This is a genomic window from Microbacterium luteolum, assembly GCF_039533965.1.
Taxonomy (GTDB): domain Bacteria; phylum Actinomycetota; class Actinomycetes; order Actinomycetales; family Microbacteriaceae; genus Microbacterium; species Microbacterium luteolum.
On the sequence record NZ_BAAAUN010000001.1, the window covers coordinates 1757714 to 1776433 of the forward strand.

The window sequence follows — 18720 nt, forward strand, 5'->3', positions numbered from 1 at the left end:
ACCGGAAAGCTCCCCATGACCACCCTGTTCAACCCCCTCCTCAACGGCTTCCACCCCGACCCCTCGGTCGTGCGCGTCGGCGACGACTGGTTCCTCGCCACCTCGACCTTCGAGTACCTTCCCGGCATCCCGATCCACCGCTCGAGCGACTTCGAGAACTGGGAGCTCATCGGGCACGTCGCCACGCGCGAGGGGCAGCTCGCCGTGGCGGACGTCCCGACCGCGGGCGGCGCGTGGGCGCCGACCCTCCGTCACCGGGACGGCGTGTTCCATCTCGTCATCACGGATGCGATGGGACGCGGGATGCTGCACTTCACCGCGACGGATGCCGCCGGCCCGTGGAGCGACGGGGACCTGATCCTGAGGCAGGACGGCACGGGATCGGTCGACGGCATCGACCCCGACATCGCCTGGGGTGAGGACGACACGGTCTACATCACCTTCTCTGGACTGCTCCTCAGCGGGGAGGGCGTCGGTCAGCACCTCGGCATCCAGCAGGTGCGCGTCGATCTCGACCGCCACATCGCCCTCGAGGAGCCGCGCTCGCTCTGGTCGGGGACCGGCGGGCAGTTCCCCGAGGCGCCGCACCTGTACCCGGTCGACGGCCGCTGGTATCTCATGATCGCCGAGGGCGGCACGGAGCGCGGTCACGGCATCTCGATCGCCCGCGGAGACTCCCCCGAGGGCCCGTTCGAGACCGCGCCGCAGAACCCGCTGGTGTCGGCGCGATCGACGATCCGTCCCGTGCAGAACACCGGTCACGGCGACCTCGTGATCGGTCCGGACGGGACATGGCTGTGCGTGCTCCTCGGCGTGCGCCCTCGCAGCATGACCCGCGCGTTCTCCGCTCTGGGTCGCGAGACGTTCGTCACCGCCGTGCGATGGGAGGACGACGGCTGGCCCGCCATCGACCCCGTGCTGCTCCACGCGCGACCGGGCACCCGTGTCGACATCGACTTCTCCACGGTGCGCGAGCTCGACCGCGAGTGGATCGCCGTGCGGCAGACGCCCGGCTCGATCGCCGACCTCGATGCGCGTGCGGATGCACTGGTGCTGCACGGCGACGGGCGCACGCTGGACGACCCCCGCCCCGTGTTCCTCGGGCGACGGCAGGAGCACCTCACGAACGCGGTGACCGTCGCGGTCGACGTGAGCGCCGGCGTCGGCGGTCTCGCCGTGCGCTACGACGAGCGCTTCCACGTGGAGATCGAGGCGGGCGGCGGCGCGGTGGTCGCCCGTGCCGTGGTCGCGGACCTCGTGCAGGAATGGACCGCGCCCGTCGCCTCCGACGTGCTCGAGCTCCACATCGAATCGCGCCCGCCGCACGCCGGCGGCGGCTTCCCGCGCACCTCCGACGTGTTCCACCTCGCGGTGACCGCCGACGGGGTCCGGCAGGAGCTGGCGCAGATCGACGGGCGCTTCCTCTCCTCCGAGACGGCCGAGTCGTTCACCGGGAGGGTGATCGGCGCCTATGCGGTCACCGGAGACATCGTCGTGACACGCTGGACCGCGGAGGGAGACGACGAATGACCGGAGCAGCCCGCATCGCATCCGTCAGAGCCGAGCTCCGCGACGATACCTCGTTCGTCGCGACCCCCGCGCCCCGGTTGAGCTGGACCGTCGCGACCGCGCAGGACGGCTGGCTGCAGAGCTCCGCCGAGGTCACGGACGGCAGAGAGACCGTCGCCGTACCTGGCGCGGAGAGCGCCCTCGTGGCCTGGCCATTCGCCCCGCTCGCCGCCGGCGAATCCCGCGACGTGCGCGTGCGCGCCCGGTCCGTCGCCGGTGAGCAGACGCCGTGGAGCGAGCCGCTCACCGTCGCCGCAGGCTTCCTCGCCGAGGGCGAGTGGATCGCGCGGCCGATCGGGCTCGACGCGCCCGATCGCGACGCCCAGCCCGCGGTGGTGCGCGCATCCTTCATGCTCGATCGCCCCGTCGCACGGGCGCTGCTGTTCTGGACGGCGCTGGGAGCCGCGGAACCGGAACTCAACGGAACCGCCGTCTCCGACGATGTGCTCGCCCCGGGATGGACCGCCTATCGCGACCGCCTCGTGCACGAGACCGTCGACGTCACGGCGCTCCTCCGTGACGGCGCCAACGAGCTGAGGGCCACGATCGCCGGAGCCTGGTACACCGAGAAGTACGGGTTCTTCGCGTTCGCCGACCGCCTCTACGGCACGCAGCCGTCCTTCCTCGCCCAGATCCGCGTGGAGTACGCGGACGGCGGCACCGACGTCGTCGCCGCGACGGGAGAGGGCTGGGAGGCCGCCGGTGACGGACCCGTCGTCGACAGCGGCATCTATCCGGGCGAGCATCAGGACCTCCGCAGAGCGGCGACGGCGTGGACGCCGGCGAGGATCGGCGCCGCCGCGGCACCCGGATACGAGAACGTGCCGGTGCCGGAGGCGCGCATCGCGCCGCCGGTGCGCCGTACCGAGACGCTCAGCGTGATCGACGTGCTCGAGACGCCGTCCGGCGGCCGGATCCTCGACTTCGGGCAGAACCTCGTCGGGCGTCTCCGCATCCGCATCCGCGGAGAGGCCGGATCGCGTGTCGTCGTCCGCCACGCCGAGGTGCTCGAAGACGGCGAGCTCGCGCTGCGTCCGCTGCGCAATGCCGCGGCGACGGCGACGTTCGATCTGTCCGGCGGCGACGACGTGCTCGAATCGCGTTTCTCGTTCTACGGATTCCGCTACGCGCAGCTCACGGGTGCCGACGTGTCCCCCGACGACGTCGAGGCCGTCGTGCTGCATTCGGACATGAGGCGCACGGGCTGGTTCGACGCCTCCGATCCCCTGCTCGCACGCCTGCACGAGAACGTGCTGTGGGGCATGCGCGGCAACTTCCTCTCGATCCCGACCGACTGCCCGCAGCGCGACGAGAGGCTCGGCTGGACGGGCGACATCCAGGTGTTCGCTCCGACGGCGAGCTTCCTCTTCGACTGCGACGGCTTCCTCACGTCGTGGCTGCGCGATCTCTCGTTCGAGCAGGCCAGGGCCGGCGGTGCGGTGCCGCTCGTCGTCCCCGCAGCCCTCCCCGGATTCGGTGCGGCCGGAGGTGCGACCCCCGCTGCCTGGGGCGACGCGGCGACGGTCGTGCCTCATGTGCTCTTCGAGCGGTACGGCGACGTCGCGGTGCTCGCCGCGCAGTACACGAGCATGCGGGACTGGGTGGACACCGTGCTGCGCGATGCCGGCGACGACGGCCTGTGGGCCGGACGGATGCAGCTGGGCGACTGGCTCGACCCGGCGGCGCCCGCCGACAAGCCCGGCCAGGCCAGGGTCGACTCCGACATCGTCGCGAGCGCGTACCTCGCGCGCTCGCTGCGCCTCGTCGCCGAGGCCGCCGTGCTCCTCGGGCGCGACGATGACGCGCAGCGCTACGGAGCCCTCGCCGAGCGCTCCCGCGCCGCGTTCGCCGCCGAGTACATCACGCCGGCCGGTCGCATGATGAGCGACGCCGTCACCGCGTATGCGCTGGCGCTGGAGTTCGATCTGGCGACCGATGCGCGGCAGCGAGGTGCGCTCGGCGACCGGCTCGCCGCGCTCGTGCGCGAGGGCGGCTACCGCATCGCCACGGGGTTCGTGGGAACCCCCCTGGTCGCCGATGCGCTGACGAACGCCGGGCATCCGGCCGCGGCCGAGCGGCTGCTGCTGCAGACCGAATGCCCGTCGTGGCTGTATCCGGTCACGCAGGGGGCCACGACCGTCTGGGAGCGCTGGGACTCGCTCCTGCCGGACGGCTCGGTGAATCCGGGGGAGATGACCTCGTTCAACCACTACGCGCTCGGCGCTGTCGCGGACTGGCTGCACCGCACGGTGGCAGGACTCGCCGCGGCCGAACCGGGGTATCGGCGGCTGCGCATCGCCCCGCGCCCGCTGACGGCGCTGAGCCACGCCTCCGCCCGTCATGAGACGCCGTACGGCACCGCGTCCGTCGCCTGGCGTCGTGAGGGCGGCGAGATCGTGGTGACCGCGACCGTGCCGCCGAACACCACGGCGGAGGTGTCGGTGCCCGGCGCTCCCCCGTCCGTGGGCGCGGGCACGCACGAGTGGCGCTACGTCGCGCCGACCGAGCCTCCGCGCCCGTCGCTCGCGGGGCTCGAGGCCTCGCTCGCTGACGTGATCGACGACCCGCGCGCCTACCGCGCCCTGCTCGACACCCTCGCGGATGCTGCCCCGGATCGCGTCGACGCCGTGCGCACCGGCACCGTCTGGGGTGCGGGGCGTCCGGTCTCGACCGCCCTCATGTTCACTCCTCCGGAGGTGCTCGCCCGCGTGGACGACGCCATCCGCTCCGCCACCGCCTGACCAGAAGGAACCCGATGTTCGACCGACGCTCCACGTTCGGAGAAGCCCTCGACCACCCCGGCGCGCGCGCCGTCCTGGAACGCCTCATGCCGGGCATCGCCGCCTCGCCCATGGCGCTGCAGTTCCGCGACGGACGCCTCGGCGCCCTCGTCGCGCTCGTGCCGGCGCTCGAGGAGCAGGAGGCGCGCGATCGGCTGTGGGCCGAGCTGGCCGACATCGGCGACGACGTGCAGCGCGCGCCGTACGCTCCCGCGATCGTGGCCGATCCCGGGTACGAGACGGATGCCGTGGCCCGCGGCTCCGCGACCGTGGCGCTGCCGGCATCCGTCTCCCTGTGGGGTCCGCTGGAGATCGTCATCGACGGTCCTACGCACGGGAATCCGTTCGTCGACGTCGAGCTCGGCGCGGTGTTCATCCGCGACGGCGAGGAGCGGCGGGTCGGCGGCTTCTACGACGGAGACGGCCGATACGTCATCCGGGCGCTCGCCGATGCGGAGGGCGTGTGGACGTTCGAGACGCACTCGACGGCACGCTCCCTCGACGGGCTCACGGGCACGGTCGTGGTGGGTCCACCCGTCCAGGACGCGCACGGTCCTGTGCGCGTCGACGGCTTCCATTTCCGGCACGCGGACGGCACGCGCCATCGGCCGCTGGGCACGACGGCGTACGCGTGGACGCACCAGCCGGAGGAGCTGCAGGAGCAGACCCTGGCGACGCTCGCCGAGGCGCCGTTCACGAAGATGCGCATGTGCGTGTTCCCCAAGTCGTACCTGTACAACGCGAACGAGCCGGCCGACTTCCCGTTCCCCGGTTCGCTCGACGACGGCTTCGACCTGGAGCGCTTCGACCCCGCGCACTTCCGCCGCCTGGAGCGCCGCATCCAGCAGCTCGCCGCGCTCGGCATCGAAGCCGACCTCATCCTCTTCCACGCCTACGACCGGTGGGGCTTCGCCGACCTCGGTCCCGCCGTCGACGAGCGCTACCTCCGGTACGTGGTGCGGCGTCTCTCCGGCTTCGCCAACGTGTGGTGGTCGATGGCCAACGAGTACGACCTGCTGTGGGCCAAGGACACCGCGGACTGGGAGCGTCTGGCCGCCGTGGTCGGCGAGGAGGACGCCTTCGGGCACCTCAACTCGATCCACAACTGTCGCCCCTTCTACGACTATTCGGCACCGTGGATCACGCACGTCAGCGTGCAGCGGGTGGATGTGTACCGCACGGCAGAGAACACCGACGAGTGGCGCGAACGGTGGGGCAAGCCCGTCGTGATCGACGAGTGCGCCTATGAGGGCGACATCGACCAGGGCTGGGGCAACATCACCGGGGAGGAGATGGTGCGCCGGTTCTGGGAGGGTGCCGTGCGCGGCGGCTATGTCGGTCACGGCGAGACCTACCTGCCGTCGGCGCTCGGGCGTGACGACGAGACGCTGTGGTGGTCCAAGGGCGGCGAGCTGCACGGCACCTCACCCGAGCGCATCGGGTTCCTCGAGCGGCTGCTCGCGGAAGCGCCCGAGGGTGTGTGGGATCCGCTGCCCGGCGACTGGGACGTCCCGTGGGGCGGTGCCGCCGGCGAGGTGCTCGTGGGCTACTTCGGGTTCAACCGACCGCGGTTCCGCAACGTCGTCGTCGGCGAGGGCAGCTGGGTGATCGACGTCATCGACACCTGGAACATGACGGTCGAGCGCGTGCCCGGCGAGTTCGGGGCGGGTCCCGTGCGGGTCGAGCTCCCCGGGCGCGAGTACATGGCCTTGCGCCTGACGCGCGCCGACGGACGGACACAACGAATCGAAGGCGAAGGATGAACGACACTCTCACCGGCAGCGGATCGCCGCGACTCCGCGGGAAGACCGCGCTCATCACCGGCGCGGGCGCCGGCATCGGACGGGCCGTCGCGGAACGGTACGCCGCCGAGGGCGCCCGCGTGATCATCGCGGATCGCGACGCCGAGGCCGCCGCCTCCGTCGCGGCCGCCATCGGTGCTGCCGCCCGCCCCGAGGTCATCGACATCTCCGACGAAGCCTCCGTGGAGTCCGGCTTCGCCGCGGCGGTCGCGGCGGGGTGGTCGCCGGACGTCGTCGTCGCGAACGCCGGCGTGCAGCTCTTCGGACAGGATGCGAGGGCGGGTGAGCTCGACCTCGATGTGTGGCGCCGTACGATCGACATCAATCTCACCGGGACCTTCCTGACCGTCAAGCACGCGGTGAGAGCGATGCTCTCCTCCGGCGGCGGATCGATCATCCTCACCGGGAGCCCGACCGGTCTGAACGGCGAGGGACAGGACTTCACGGCGTACTCCGCATCGAAGGCCGGCATCCACGGGCTGGCCCGCACCGTCGCCGCCGCGTACGCCGCGTCGGGGATCCGGGTCAACACCGTCGTGCCGGCGTACACCGAGACCGGGCTCGTCTCCACGATCTCCGACGATCCCGATTCCCGGGCCGCGATCATCGGTCGCATCCCGCTCGGTCGCGCCGGCAGCCCGAAGGACATCGAGGGGATCATGGTGTTCCTCGCGAGCGACGACGCCGCGTTCGCGACCGGCTCGCTGTTCGCGGTCGACGGCGGGATGACATCTCTCTGATTTCCTGAGTGAACTACTTGCTTTCCTGACGACATCAAATAAGCTGTGACGCATCGTCAGGGCCTGTTGTTCGAAGGAGAATCCATGTCCCGTTTCGCCGACCACCGCTCCGCGCTCCGCCAGCCTCCGATCGAGTACCGCCCGGAGCTGCGCTGGTGGCTCGCGGAGGGGCATCACACCGATCAGACGCTGCGCTCGGAGATCGAGACCGCGCACCGGTTCGGCTTCGGGGGCATGGAGTTCCTCGCCATGGACGAGGAGATGATCGACCACGGTCGATATGGCTGGGGCGCCGAGGAGTGGGTGCACGACTCGGCAATCGTCGTCGAGGAGACGACCGCTCGAGGCATGTCGGTGAGTTTCACGTCGGGCACGAACTGGTCGAACGCGAACCTGCCGACGATCGACCCGGACCATCCGGCGGCGGCGCAGGAGCTCGACGTCGTCACGATCGACGTGAGGCGCGGAGCACCGGCCGCCGGCGCTCTGCCGCGGATCGACCTCGACGCGAACCGGGGCGATTCACTGCTCCCGGGCCACCGCGTCGCACCGAAGACCCAGCGGCTGGAGGCCGTGGTCGCCGCGGTGCTCACCGGCGACGGCGTGATCGATTCGTCCTCCGTGCTCGATCTGTCCGAGCGCGTCGACGGAGAGAGTCTCGACTGGGAGCCCGCCGATGACCGGGACTGGCGGATCTTCGTCTTCTGGGCCCACGGGACGGGCCAGACAGCGGCGCCTTCCGCCACCGTCAACTACACCGTCAACTACCTGGAGCGGGCGGGCGTCGACGCGGTGATCGACTACTGGTCCGAGGTCGTCCTCACCGCGGAGCTGCGCGAGCAGATCGCACGGAATCCGCGCGCGCAGATGTACATGGACTCCCTGGAGCTGACCATCTGGGGTGCGGGCGGCATGTTCTGGGGACAGAGCATCCGCGACGAGTTCCGCCGGCGCCGCGGCTACGACATCGTGCCGTGGCTGCCGTTCCTCATCCGCGAGATCCGGATGATGGCGGCCGCGACCACCTACCACTACGACGCGGAGAGCGCGCAGCAGCCCGAGGTGGAGAAGGTGCGCCACGACTACGCGCAGACCCTCACCGACCTCTACATCGAGAACATGCTCGAGCCGTTCGCCGCGTTCCTGCACGAGAACGGGATCACGCTGCGCGCGGAGATCAGCTACGGACTGCCCTTCGAGCTGACCCGCCCCGGGCCCGCCGTGGACGGCATCGAGACCGAGTCCCTCGAGTTCGGATCGCAGATCGACGCATACCGGCTGCTGGCCGGGCCAGCGCACCTCTTCGGCAAGCAGTACTCCTCCGAGACCGGGGCGACGACCCGCAACCACATGCTCGACCACCGGTTCTTCGACCAGATCATCCGCACCCAGCTCGCTGCCGGAGTGACGCGAACCGTCCTGCACGGCTGGGCCAGCACCGTCGGCGCCGAAGGGGCGACGCAGTGGCCGGGGCACGAGGGCATGTGGCCGATGTTCTCGGAGCGGTTCGACACGCGCCAGCCCGCGTCGGAGTTCTACCCGCTGTGGAACGACGCGATCGGGCGCTACCAGTACCTGCTCCGCCAGGGACGGCCGCGCATCGATGTCGGCATCCTCCGCACCGACCACTTCGTCGACAACCTGTCTGGCCTGGTCTTCGTCGAGGAGGACGGCACGCGGGTCCCCGACGAGGTCGCCTACGGCCGGTGGTGGATGCGCAACCGCGAGAACCACTGGTGGCAGGACCTCGGGATGCAGGATGCCGGCTGGTCCTACGAGTTCTTCGACGCCTCCCTCCTCCTGCACGACGACGTCTCGTTCGGCGAAGGCGTCGTGCAGCCCGACGGCCCGGGGTACCAGGCGCTCATCGTCTACCAGGAGGCGCTCGACCCCGACGCGGCCGCCCTCCTGCTCGATCGGGCACGCGCCGGTCTGCGCGTGCTCATCGTCAACGGCGCGCGGGAGCTGAAGCTCCTCCTCACCGGCGACTACACGACGCACGAGCGGGCCGCCTCGCGCACCCCGGGACGGGACGGCCGCGACGAGGAGCTGGCCGCGACGCTCACCGCCCTCCGCGCCCTCCCCTCCGTGCGCGAGATCGACGATCCGGCGCAGACCGTCCAGGCGCTCCGCGACCTCGGCGTGATCGGCCGCGCCGAGTTCACCGCCGAGAACCGGGACGTGCTGACCTACCTGCGCGAGGACGGGGATCTGCTGCACCTGTTCGCGTACCACTTCCTCTACGAGACCGGCGCCGAGACCACGGTCGAGGTCGCGCTGCCGGCGGGCGCGGTCCATCACATCGACGCGAACACGGGCGAGGCCCTGCCGCATCAGGGCACGCGTCAGGCGGGCGATCGCACGATCGTCACGATCACGCTCGCGCCGGGAGAGTCGGCGCTGTTCACGCTAGACCGGGGTTCAGCGGGGCAGGATTCCGTTCCGGCGCGCGCGACCACGGTGGCGGACATCGCAGAATGGCGCATCGCCGTCGAGAGCTGGGACGCCGGTGAGGACATCACGATCGTCGAGGACCGCGGACTCGGCTACGTGACCCGCGAGGTCAAGCCCACCACCGCCGTCACCCGCATCGAGAGCGCCGCCACCGCGCTTCGCCCGTGGAAGGACCTCCCCGACATCGGACCCGAGGTCTCCGGCGTCGGAGAGTACCGCGCCGTCTTCACGATCGACGCCGCGGTTGCCGCGGACGGCCGACTGCTCCTCGACCTCGGATCGACGTCCGGCGGGCTCGGCTCGGTCCGGATCAACGACGGGGCTGCGCGCGGCTTCGACACCTCGCATCCGGTCATCGACATCACCTCCGACGTGCGTCCGGGGACCAACGAGGTCGTGGTGCGCGTCGCGAGCTCGCTCAACAACCGGCTCCGTGCGCGCGGCTACTATGAGCAGATCGCCGACGTGGCGCTGCAGTTCTCGGGCCGCGCGGGGACTCACGAGACGATCGTGCGGGACTACGGACTGCTCGGCCCGGTGACTGTGAAGCGGATGCGGTGAAGGAGAAGGAAAGATGACGTCGAGGGCCGACATCTCCCCGGTCTTCGACCAGGACCCGCTCGATCTGCGGCTGACCGTCGCCTCGATCATCCACTGGGCGGACAGCCGCGAGGTGCGGGAGGAGACGATGCAGCGCATCCGATTCCCCCTCGACGACATGCCCATGTTCCTGGTCGTCAACCAGCTCACCTACCGCGGCGCCCTGCGCCCCACCGATCTCGCCTCCACCCTCGGCACCGGCAGGGCCAACATGAGCAAGATCGTGCGGCGACTCGAAGACGCGGGTCTCGTCACCCGCATCGCCTCGGAGACCGACGAGCGCAGCATCCTCATCGCCTTGACCCCCGAGGGGCGCGAGATCGGCGAGCGCATCGTCGCCAACGCGGACCGGCACTACCGCGCGGTCACCGAAGGCTGGAGCGCCGAGGATGTCTCGCAGCTGCAGCGCCTCCTCGGACGGTTCGCTCGTCAGGCCATGCTCGAGCTCGCGTCGCGTTCGCCCGCGCTGTCGGCGCCGCGCTGACCCGGCCTCACCACGTCGCCACCTCGGCGTCGACGGTCTCGCTCATCCCTTCAGGCCGGAGTGCGCGAGACCCTCGACGAACTGCTTCTGCGCGATGATGAACACGATGAGCATCGGCACGACCGTCATGGTGGCGGCGGCGAGCTGCGTGTTCCACATCTCGCCGCCGTACGCGTCGGCGTAGCGGGTGAGCGCCTGCGGCAGGGTGAAGAGCTCGGGCGAGGTGAGGTACACGGTCGGCTCGAGGTACAGGTTCCACGAGGCGAGGAACGTGAGGATGGCGACCGCCGACAGCGCCGGCTTGGCGAGCGGCATGCTGATCCGCCACCAGATGCCGACCCGGCCGAGGCCGTCCAGGCGCGCCGCCTCTTCGAGCTCGCCGGGGAGCGCGATGAAGAACTGACGCATGACGAAGGTCGCCAGCACGCAGGGCGCGGCGAGCGCCGTGACCAGGATGAGCGGCCAGTGCGTGTTCACCAGCCCCGCCTGCGTGAACATCTGGAACAGCGGGACGATGGTCACCTCGCTCGGCACGAGCAGGCCGATGAGCACGACGAAGAACAGCACGTTGCGCCCGCGGAAGGGGATCCGTGCGAACGCGTATCCGGCCAGGCTCGCGACCAGCATCGTCACGAGCGTGACCACGACGGCGATGTAGACGCTGTTGAAGTACTGACGCGCGAACGGCTGGAACGTGAACGCCTCCGCATAGGCGGCGAGCGTCGGGGAGTCCGTGAAGATCGTCGGCGGAGATTGGAAGATCTCGTTCAACGGCTTGAGCGACGAGGCGATCATCCACACGGTCGGGACGACGAAGGGGATGGCGAGCACCGACAGCGCGACGATGAGGATGACGCGGCGCAGGACGTGGCCGGCTCGGCGCTGTCCGTGGGAGACGAGATCAGTCTTCATAGAACACCCACTTCTTGCGGAGCTGCCACTGCAGGAGCGTCAGCAGCATCACGAACGTCAGCAGCATGAGCGCGAGAGTCGACCCGTAGCCGATGTTGTTGAACTCGAATGCCTGCTGGAAGACGTAGTAGACCAGGACGGTCGTGGAGAGACCCGGCCCACCGCCGGTGAGGACGGCGATCTGCGCGAAGGCCTGCAGCGCCCCGACGATCGTGATGATCGCGGTGAGCAGCACCGTCGGCGAGATGAGCGGGAGCGTGATGCGGAAGAAGATGGTGGCGCTGCCTGCCCCGTCGATGCGGGCGGCCTCGTGCAGCTCGCTCGGCACCCCCTGGAGGGCGGAGAGGAACAGCACCATGTTGATCCCCACGCTGCGGACCACCTGCGAGACGATCACGGCGATCATGGCCGTGTCGCCGCTCTGCAGCCAGTTCGGGCCGTCGATGCCGATGACGGAGAGGGCGCCGTTGATGCCGCCGTTGTCCTGCAGGAGGAATCCCCAGACCAGCGTCCAGGCGACGACCGACACGACGACCGGCGAGAAGAACAGCGTGCGGAAGAAGGTCACACCGCGGAATCGGCGGTTGAGCATCACGGCGAGTCCCAGGCCGAGAGCGATGTTCAGGACGACGATGCCGCCGGAGAAGACCACCGTCGCGAGCAGGACGGACGGCAGCTGGGGGTCGGTCAGCAGGTCGGCGTAGTTGTCGCCGCCCACGAACTCGAGGCGGCCGCTGAAGATGTTCCAGTCGTTGAGGCTGTACCAGACGGCGAGTCCGACGGGCACGAGCACGAACAGCACGACGCCGATGAGCTGCGGCGTGATGAACAGGTAGCCCGCGAGCTGGTCGCGGCGCGACGCCGACCAGAACCGTCGTCTGGACGGTGCGGCGGGGGGCCGGGAGGCGCCGGCGGGCGCCTCCCGGGTTTCCACGATGGTGACGGTCATCTCAGTTCGCGAGCACGGGCTGGATCGCCTCGCACACCTCTCCGAGCACGGCCTCGACGTCGGCATCCGCGACCCACATCGCATCGAAGGCCGCCTTGCCCTTCTGCGCGATCTCCGCCGGGTTGGTGTGGTTGGGCAGCGTCACGGAGTCGGGCACCTGGTCGACGACGACAGCCTGGAGCTGCTCCGCCGTGAGCTTGGCGTTGTTCTCGGCGAGCTTCTCGCCCGTGAGCAGCGACGCACGGGGCGGCGGGAAGTACTGGGCCAGCAGCGCGGCGTTCTCCGGGTCGGTCAGGAAGGCGAGGAAGTCGGTGGCCTCCTGGGTGTGCGCGCTCGAGGAGAGCACGCCGACACCGGCCTGGCCGATCACCGAGTAGTCGCCCTCGGGCCCAGCGGGCAGCGGGATGACGTCGTAGGCGAAGGTCCCGTCGAGCAGCGACGCGCGCGACACCTGCGCGACGGTGAAGGCGGCGTCGCCGGCGAAGAAGTCGGCGGCCACCCCCGGCCCCGGCATGGACTTGTCGACGAAGGCGGCGTCGTGGAGGAACTGGAACGCGTCGACCATCTCCGGGCTGTCGAAGGTGCAGGTCGCGCCGTCGTCGGACCATGCCGAGGCTCCCCAGCCCGTCCAGACCGTGGCGAGGGTGTTCCACGACGAGTAGTCGAAGTCGCGGATGACGAAGCCGGCCTTGCCGGTGGCGGCGTTGACCGCGGCGCCGATCGTCGAGATGTCCTCCCACGTCGGATCCTCCGCGGGGAGCGTCTGGCCCGCCAGCGTCAGGAGGTCGGTGTTGACGTACAGCGCGAAGGGCGAGTTCGAGAACGGGTATGCGTAGAGCTCGTCATCGACGGAGAACTCCGCGGTGACGCTGCCCAGGAGGTCGTCGTAGTCCCAGCCCTTCGTCGCCTCGAGCTCGTCGGTGAGCGGGACGAGGGCATCCGCCGCGATGAGGTCCTTCGACAGGTCTCCCATCCACGCGAGGTCGGGGGCGTTGCCGCCGGCGATCTGCGTGGTGAGCGTCGTGTTGTAGTCGGCGAACGGAAGGCTCTCGAAGGTGATCGACCCGATCTCCGGGTGATCGGCCTTGTAGGCGTCGGCGATCGAGTCGAACAGCGCGAGCTGGTCCTCGTTCGAGGTCCACACGCTCATCCGCAGATCGACGCTGCCGGGTGCGGCCTCGGTCTCGACGGGTTCCGGCGCAGCAGCCGCGCAGCCCGCGGTCACGAGACCGATCGATACCGTCAGCGCCGCGGCGCCGAACAGCTTCTTTGCTGTGTTCATGTCGTTTCCTTCTTCTAGTAGCCGATGATCTCGGGCCAGTGGATCTCCACGCCGACCTCGCCGAGGCGGGACTGGAGCTGTGCGGTGAGCGCAGCCTCGGCCGCGACGTCGTGGGGGCGGTGTCCCTGCTCGAGGCAGAAGCCGGCGAGCTCGCCGGCCGATTCGCCGATGTTCCATTCGACGGGGTGCAGACGGTACGCGCCGTTGGTGATGTGAGTGGTGCCGATGTTCTTCGCCGCGGCGAGCAGGTTCTTCGTCCGCACGGGGATGAGCGCGCCGAGCGGGATCTCGAACGGAGCGCACTCGACGTCGATGTAGTTGTCGCCGCCCGTCGACGGGTGCAGATCGATGCGGTACATGCCCACCCCGACCGTGTCGTCGAAGGTCGCCGGTCCCCCGTGTCCGCGGTGGGCGACGGAGATGTCCTGCTCGACCACGGTCCGCAGCGCTCGGATGCGGCGGGACTCGCGGATGTACGGCGCCTGGGCGAAACCGTCGTCGCTGCCGATGACATCACCGCGCAGTCGGAGCCCGGGCCAGCCGTATCCGCCGTCGGGGCGCGGCGCCTCGGTCTGCAGCCAGTGGAAGTAGGCCAGCGACTGGGCCTTGGCCGCGGCGAGGTGGGACTCGCGGTCGGTGCTGTCGATGATGGACCCGCCGACGTAGTCGAGCTGCGGCCAGTTCGCCAGCACGATGTCGCTCGGGGCGAAGCCCTCGCGGAAGGTCTGCCGCGCAGCGATCCGACGGAACTGCCACAGATCGGTGTCGCCGGCGTCGACGCGCGGGTCGCCGGAGCGATCGAGGGCGGGGTTGACGTCGAGCGTGCGCTCCTCCGGCTCCAGAGTGCGCGGGTTCGGCGCGGTGAACGACAGCATCGGCGCACCCCAGAAGGGCAGTTCGAGCTGCTTCCATTCGTCGTAGTCGACGGGACGCGGGATCGTGTGGTCGCCGTCGACGTGGTCGAAGACGAAGCACCAGGCGATCGACTGCACGTTCTCGGGATCGGCCACCGCGGCCGCGCTCGGCTCGCCCGTCTCGGAGCGGGCCTCGGCGCCGACGACGTACGCGGTTCCGGTCAGCGGCAGCAGGTCTCCGGTCTCGGTGGCATCCAGCACGAACGACGCCTCGATGACGGTGCGGATGCCGGTGCGCCCGTGCTCGACGGTGACCGAGCGCACCACGTCGTCGACGACTGACGCCGCGACCGGCTTGGCCGGCTGCAGGACGACGAGCTGCCCGTTGGACCGGTACGGCGCCAGCAGTTGCTCGATGACCGCGACCGCCACCCGGGGTTCGTGGCAGAGGCGGCTCACGCGCCCGCGCCCCGGATTCAGCGTTTGGTCGGCGCGCGCCTCCTCGGAGAGAGGGTAGTGGTCGCGGTAGTAGCGGCGGATGCCGTCGCGCAGGGCGCGGTAGCGAGCGGTCACGCCGAACTGCTCGACCCAGATGTGCTCGTCGGGCGGCACGGCCTGCGAGGTGAGCTGTCCGCCGAGCCAGGCGTACTCCTCGGTGAGCACGACGCGATGGCCGCGCTCGAGCACGGCGAGGGCGGCGGCGACGCCGCCGAGTCCGCCGCCGATGACGGCGACGTCGGTGGTGAGATTCACTGCGCGCGCCGTTCGACGAGGGTGGCGCCGAACTCGACCTCGGCACTCAGCAGGCGCTGCGTGTCGAGCTGGGGCCAGTCCTCCTCCGCCGAGCTCGAGACGAGCTGCTGCAGCAGGGCGAGGGCTTCGACCGCGACCTGCTCGCGCGGAACATGGAACCCGGTGAGCGCGCGGTCGCCGACCCGGTGTCCGCGCACCTCGGCGAGGGACGCGACAGAGAGGTCGCCGGGAGCACTGATGCCCGACTTCGACAGCGTGTGGATCACGTCTTCCGCGAGGAACGAGTCCTCCGCGAACACGACGGTCGCCGCGCCGACGGCGTCGACGACGGCCGCGAGATCGGCCTCGCGGAGGTAGTCGAACTGCAGCACCCCCGCGGCATCCGCCGCACGGACGGCTGCCATGCGGTCGTCCGCCGCCGGGCTCGTGAGGTCGTGGTGCACGTACACGGCGCGCTCGTGCCCGAGCTGCGCCGCACGCTCGATCAGCGCGGTGGTCGGGGTGACGTAGTCGAGTCCGACGTAGGGCACCTTGGCCGCTGTCTCGTCGCGTCGACCGACCGCGACGAAGGGGAACTGCTCATCGACGAGGCGGGCCAGGTCGTCGCCGTCCATCCGCTGTCCCAGCAGGATGCAGCCGTCGGCCAGCCGCAGGCGGGTGTTCTTGTGGAACAGCCGCCGCGAGCCGTCCTCGACCGGAGAGCTCGTGAAGAACAGGAGGTCGCAGCCGACGCGCTCCGCCGCACGTTCGATGCCGTTGAGGAGCGGCCCGTAGAAGTCCATGCTCTCCGGGGAGAGCGCCGCCTCGTAGGTGAAGACGCCGATGATCTGGTTGTCGAGACCGGCGAGTCGGCGGGCCGCGGGATCGGCGACGTACGTGGACTGCTCGATCGCCTGCCTGACCCGCGCACGGGTCGCCTCGGGGATGCGGACGCTCGCTCCGTCGCGGTCGTTGAGCACCATCGACACGGTGCTCTGACTCACCCCGGCGATCTCCGCGATCTCGCGTTGCGTCACCTTGCGTGGCTTCGATGCCATCCTGACTCCTGACCGAGTGATAATTCGTATTTGCAGGACGCTAATACGTATCTGCAACTTTTGCAAATTCTCTTGACAACGCTCGGAGGCACTCCTCAGGATGAGGAAACCGAATCTGCTGATACGCATGAGCAGATTCCTCCCCCACCGACAGCAGGAGTGACGATGACGTCAGCACCAGACCCCCGCACGCCCGGCCTCAGCCGCCGCGGCTTCCTCAAGGCCACGATCGTCGCGGGCGTCGTGCTCGTCGCGGAGGCGAGTCCTGTGACGGCTCACGCGGCCGCCGGCGACGTCACGCTGTCCGCGACCGGCATCAGCGTGCTGGCGAGCGTCGGCGGTCGCATCGCGATCCGCGACGCGAGCGGCGTCATCCGCACACAGGGCTCGAAGTTCCAGGTGAAGGATCGGCTCAGCGGCATCCATGTCTCCGTCGGAGGCACCCCGAGCCTGGTCACCGCCCCCGACGGCGCCCCGGCGATCCGCATGGACTACACGTTCGACGCCGCGGCCGGACCGACGACCGTCGTCGGACTGATCACCCTGTCGACCAACCATGCCCACCTCGAATGGGAGGTGCAGGGCGACGCGACGCTCGTCCCGGACGGCTTCCTCTTCAGCCGCGCGATCCTCGCCTCGACGGCGCCGGACGACTTCGTCGCGGTCACCGAATGGGTGCGCGACGACCGTGGCGGCATCCCGTACGAGGACACGGCCGGCATCGCCCACGTCTCCACCTGGGGCGCCCTGCACGGCATGTTCCTCCTGGAGCGCTCGCGCCAGGCGTGGACCAACACGACCTGGGTGCACTCCCCCGGCACCGCGCTGACCGGAGGCGGGTATCTGAGCCAGGCCGACTTCTTCTTCAGCGAGACCCGCCCGTCCGCGACGGCGACGATCGGCCGCGGCGATGAGCTCGGCATCGAACTGCGCACCGATCAGCCGTTCAACATCTGGGAAGGCGGCCAGACCGCATCGTTGACGGCCCTCGTCGCCAACGGCGGGTCCACGGCCAAGAACGTGCAGCTGTCCTGGTGGGTGCGCGACTTCGACGGCACCGAGCTCGCCACCAGCACGGTGACCGTGCCGGTAAGCGCCGCCGGCACGGCGGAGCACACGTTCACGCTCACCGTTCCCGCGCAGGGGATCTCGCTGGCGGAGGTGACGGCGAGCGCGGGGACGGATGCCGCGTTCGCCCGCACCAACATCGCCGCGCTCCCTCCGCGCAGTCTCGATCCGAGCGTGGCGAGCATGTTCGGGATGGCGAACTATCCCTGGCTGCTGCGACCCTCCGCTCCCGCCGTCCTCGACCTCTGGCAGCGCGTCGGGGTCAGCCGCGTGCGGATCTCCTACGCCGGAGGCCCCGGTCTGCCGCCGGCGGACTTCGACGCACGGAGCATGCTCCACAACATCGAGCTGCAGCCCTCGCTGGAGGTCACCGACGCGGCCGCCGCGGACTGGGCGGTCGCCAATGTGACCACGGCGATCGCCGCCGGTGCCGAGTACTTCGAGATCGGCAACGAGTTGAACCGGCCCTTCAACACGGGTGACGCCGCGCAGGCCTACATCGACAAGGCGCTCCGCCCCGTCGTCGATCGGGTCGCGGCGACCGGCTCATCGATCAAGATCATGAACAACGGCCTCGCGGGGATGGACAAGCCCTGGGTGGAGAACTTCATCGCCGGGGGCGGCTGGGACCTCATCGACGCCTTCGCCTACCACCCCGGCCGCGGCAACTTCACCCCCGATTACATCCCGGACGGCGATGACTGGGAGGAGTCGAGCAACGGCACTTACTGGAACTTCGCCGGCGGCCTGAAGCAGCTGAAGGCGCTGATGGACGTGCACGGCGAGAAGGAGATCTGGCTCACCGAGGCGTATGCGTGCACACGGCCGAACGGCTGGTGGAACGACACCTATCGGCACGCCGCCGAGAACGTGTTCCTCACACTCGCGCTCGCGAAGGCCGAAGGCATCCGCCACGTGTGCTGGTACCAGTTCCACGACAGCGTGCTGGGAAATCCTCAGGTCGCCGACCCCGAGAACGTCGAGTACCACTACGGCCTCATGAACCGTGACCTCAGCGCGAAGCCGTCGCTCCTGGCCTATGCGCACGCCGCGAAGACGCTCGACGGGGCGACCTTCCTCGGGAAGCTCGACCTCGGCGTCGTGAACGCCAAGGGCCTGCTGTTCGACACGCCCCTCGGGCATGCCGCCGTACTGTGGAGCCGCGCCGACGGCTACCTCCTCAACACGGATCACGATCCCGCCGACTGGCACTTCGCCGCGCCCGAGGTCTGGGTCGACCCCTGGCCGACGAAGACGACCCTCACGCTGCCGGCATCCGGCGGCACCGCGTACCAGCTCGATGCGATCGGACAGCGGTCCGACCTCGCGGTCGCCTCCGGCACGGTCGACGTCGTGATCGACGGCGCGCCGCGGGTGTTCTACGGGCTCGACCTGGCGGTCGACTGATCAGAGCCGGGCCGGGCCGAGCCGGGCCG

12 protein-coding genes are annotated in these 18720 nt (G+C 70.0%); 7 read left to right on the top strand and 5 right to left on the bottom strand.

All coding sequences use genetic code 11. From position 1 onward, the window contains the following. The first annotated feature begins 15 nt into the window (after positions 1–15). The 6 genes from ABD648_RS08540 to ABD648_RS08565 all read left to right on the top strand — a co-directional run bounded on the left by ABD648_RS08540 (position 16) and on the right by ABD648_RS08565 (position 10429). A complete protein-coding gene (locus ABD648_RS08540; protein ID WP_282214538.1) occupies positions 16–1530 on the top strand; it encodes a glycoside hydrolase family 43 protein in 1515 nt (504 codons plus the stop codon). After that, the gene (locus tag ABD648_RS08545; RefSeq protein ID WP_282214539.1) at positions 1527–4310 is read left to right on the top strand and encodes a family 78 glycoside hydrolase catalytic domain; all 2784 of its coding nucleotides are present in this window, start codon (positions 1527–1529) and stop codon (positions 4308–4310) included. Before ABD648_RS08540 ends, ABD648_RS08545 begins: the two co-directional genes overlap by 4 nt. A 14-nt stretch (positions 4311–4324) precedes the next feature. Beyond that, complete coding sequence (locus tag ABD648_RS08550; RefSeq protein ID WP_282214540.1) at positions 4325–6112, top strand: DUF5605 domain-containing protein; 1788 nt, start codon at positions 4325–4327, stop codon at positions 6110–6112. Next, entirely contained in the window at positions 6109–6891 is a 783-nt protein-coding gene (locus ABD648_RS08555; protein WP_282214541.1) for an SDR family NAD(P)-dependent oxidoreductase, read from the top strand. Before ABD648_RS08550 ends, ABD648_RS08555 begins: the two co-directional genes overlap by 4 nt. Positions 6892–6975: 84 nt before the next feature. Then, positions 6976–9906, top strand: coding sequence for a glycosyl hydrolase (locus ABD648_RS08560; RefSeq protein WP_282214542.1), 2931 nt, complete (start codon positions 6976–6978; stop codon positions 9904–9906). Positions 9907–9919: 13 nt separating this feature from the next. Beyond that, complete coding sequence (locus tag ABD648_RS08565; RefSeq protein WP_282214543.1) at positions 9920–10429, top strand: MarR family winged helix-turn-helix transcriptional regulator; 510 nt, start codon at positions 9920–9922, stop codon at positions 10427–10429. Positions 10430–10471: 42 nt separating this feature from the next. Here ABD648_RS08565 and ABD648_RS08570 read toward each other — a convergent pair whose 3' ends face one another. Genes ABD648_RS08570 through ABD648_RS08590 form a run of 5 tightly spaced genes read right to left on the bottom strand, consistent with a single transcriptional unit; the run spans position 10472 to position 16216 of the window. Beyond that, on the bottom strand, positions 10472–11341 hold the full coding sequence (locus tag ABD648_RS08570) for a carbohydrate ABC transporter permease (RefSeq protein ID WP_282214544.1): 870 nt from the start codon (positions 11339–11341) through the stop codon (positions 10472–10474). Continuing rightward, positions 11331–12290 (bottom strand): carbohydrate ABC transporter permease, encoded by a 960-nt coding sequence (locus tag ABD648_RS08575; RefSeq protein ID WP_282214545.1) that lies wholly within the window; start codon positions 12288–12290, stop codon positions 11331–11333. The genes ABD648_RS08570 and ABD648_RS08575 overlap by 11 nt, the downstream gene beginning before the upstream one ends. Position 12291: 1 nt before the next feature. Further along, positions 12292–13572 carry an ABC transporter substrate-binding protein gene (locus ABD648_RS08580; protein WP_282214546.1) on the bottom strand — a complete coding sequence of 427 codons (1281 nt, stop codon included), beginning with the start codon at positions 13570–13572 and terminating at the stop codon, positions 12292–12294. Between the two features lie 14 nt (positions 13573–13586). Further along, a complete protein-coding gene (locus ABD648_RS08585) occupies positions 13587–15179 on the bottom strand; it encodes an FAD-dependent oxidoreductase (RefSeq protein WP_282214547.1) in 1593 nt (530 codons plus the stop codon). Then, positions 15176–16216, bottom strand: coding sequence for a LacI family DNA-binding transcriptional regulator (locus tag ABD648_RS08590; RefSeq protein WP_282214548.1), 1041 nt, complete (start codon positions 16214–16216; stop codon positions 15176–15178). The genes ABD648_RS08585 and ABD648_RS08590 overlap by 4 nt, the downstream gene beginning before the upstream one ends. A gap of 165 nt (positions 16217–16381) precedes the next feature. On the opposite strand from ABD648_RS08590, the gene ABD648_RS08595 reads away from it, so the two are divergent. Further along, positions 16382–18691, top strand: coding sequence for a hypothetical protein (locus ABD648_RS08595; protein ID WP_282214549.1), 2310 nt, complete (start codon positions 16382–16384; stop codon positions 18689–18691). Positions 18692–18720: the final 29 nt, after the last annotated feature.

Coding starts and splice junctions, on each gene's coding strand:
- ABD648_RS08595 (WP_282214549.1), top strand. CDS start 16,382: ATGACGTCAGCACCAGACCCCCGCACGCCCGGCCTCAGCCGCCGCGGC.
- ABD648_RS08565 (WP_282214543.1), top strand. CDS start 9,920: ATGACGTCGAGGGCCGACATCTCCCCGGTCTTCGACCAGGACCCGCTC.
- ABD648_RS08540 (WP_282214538.1), top strand. CDS start 16: ATGACCACCCTGTTCAACCCCCTCCTCAACGGCTTCCACCCCGACCCC.
- ABD648_RS08555 (WP_282214541.1), top strand. CDS start 6,109: ATGAACGACACTCTCACCGGCAGCGGATCGCCGCGACTCCGCGGGAAG.
- ABD648_RS08580 (WP_282214546.1), bottom strand. CDS start 13,572: ATGAACACAGCAAAGAAGCTGTTCGGCGCCGCGGCGCTGACGGTATCG.
- ABD648_RS08550 (WP_282214540.1), top strand. CDS start 4,325: ATGTTCGACCGACGCTCCACGTTCGGAGAAGCCCTCGACCACCCCGGC.
- ABD648_RS08570 (WP_282214544.1), bottom strand. CDS start 11,341: ATGAAGACTGATCTCGTCTCCCACGGACAGCGCCGAGCCGGCCACGTC.
- ABD648_RS08545 (WP_282214539.1), top strand. CDS start 1,527: ATGACCGGAGCAGCCCGCATCGCATCCGTCAGAGCCGAGCTCCGCGAC.
- ABD648_RS08560 (WP_282214542.1), top strand. CDS start 6,976: ATGTCCCGTTTCGCCGACCACCGCTCCGCGCTCCGCCAGCCTCCGATC.
- ABD648_RS08575 (WP_282214545.1), bottom strand. CDS start 12,290: ATGACCGTCACCATCGTGGAAACCCGGGAGGCGCCCGCCGGCGCCTCC.
- ABD648_RS08590 (WP_282214548.1), bottom strand. CDS start 16,216: ATGGCATCGAAGCCACGCAAGGTGACGCAACGCGAGATCGCGGAGATC.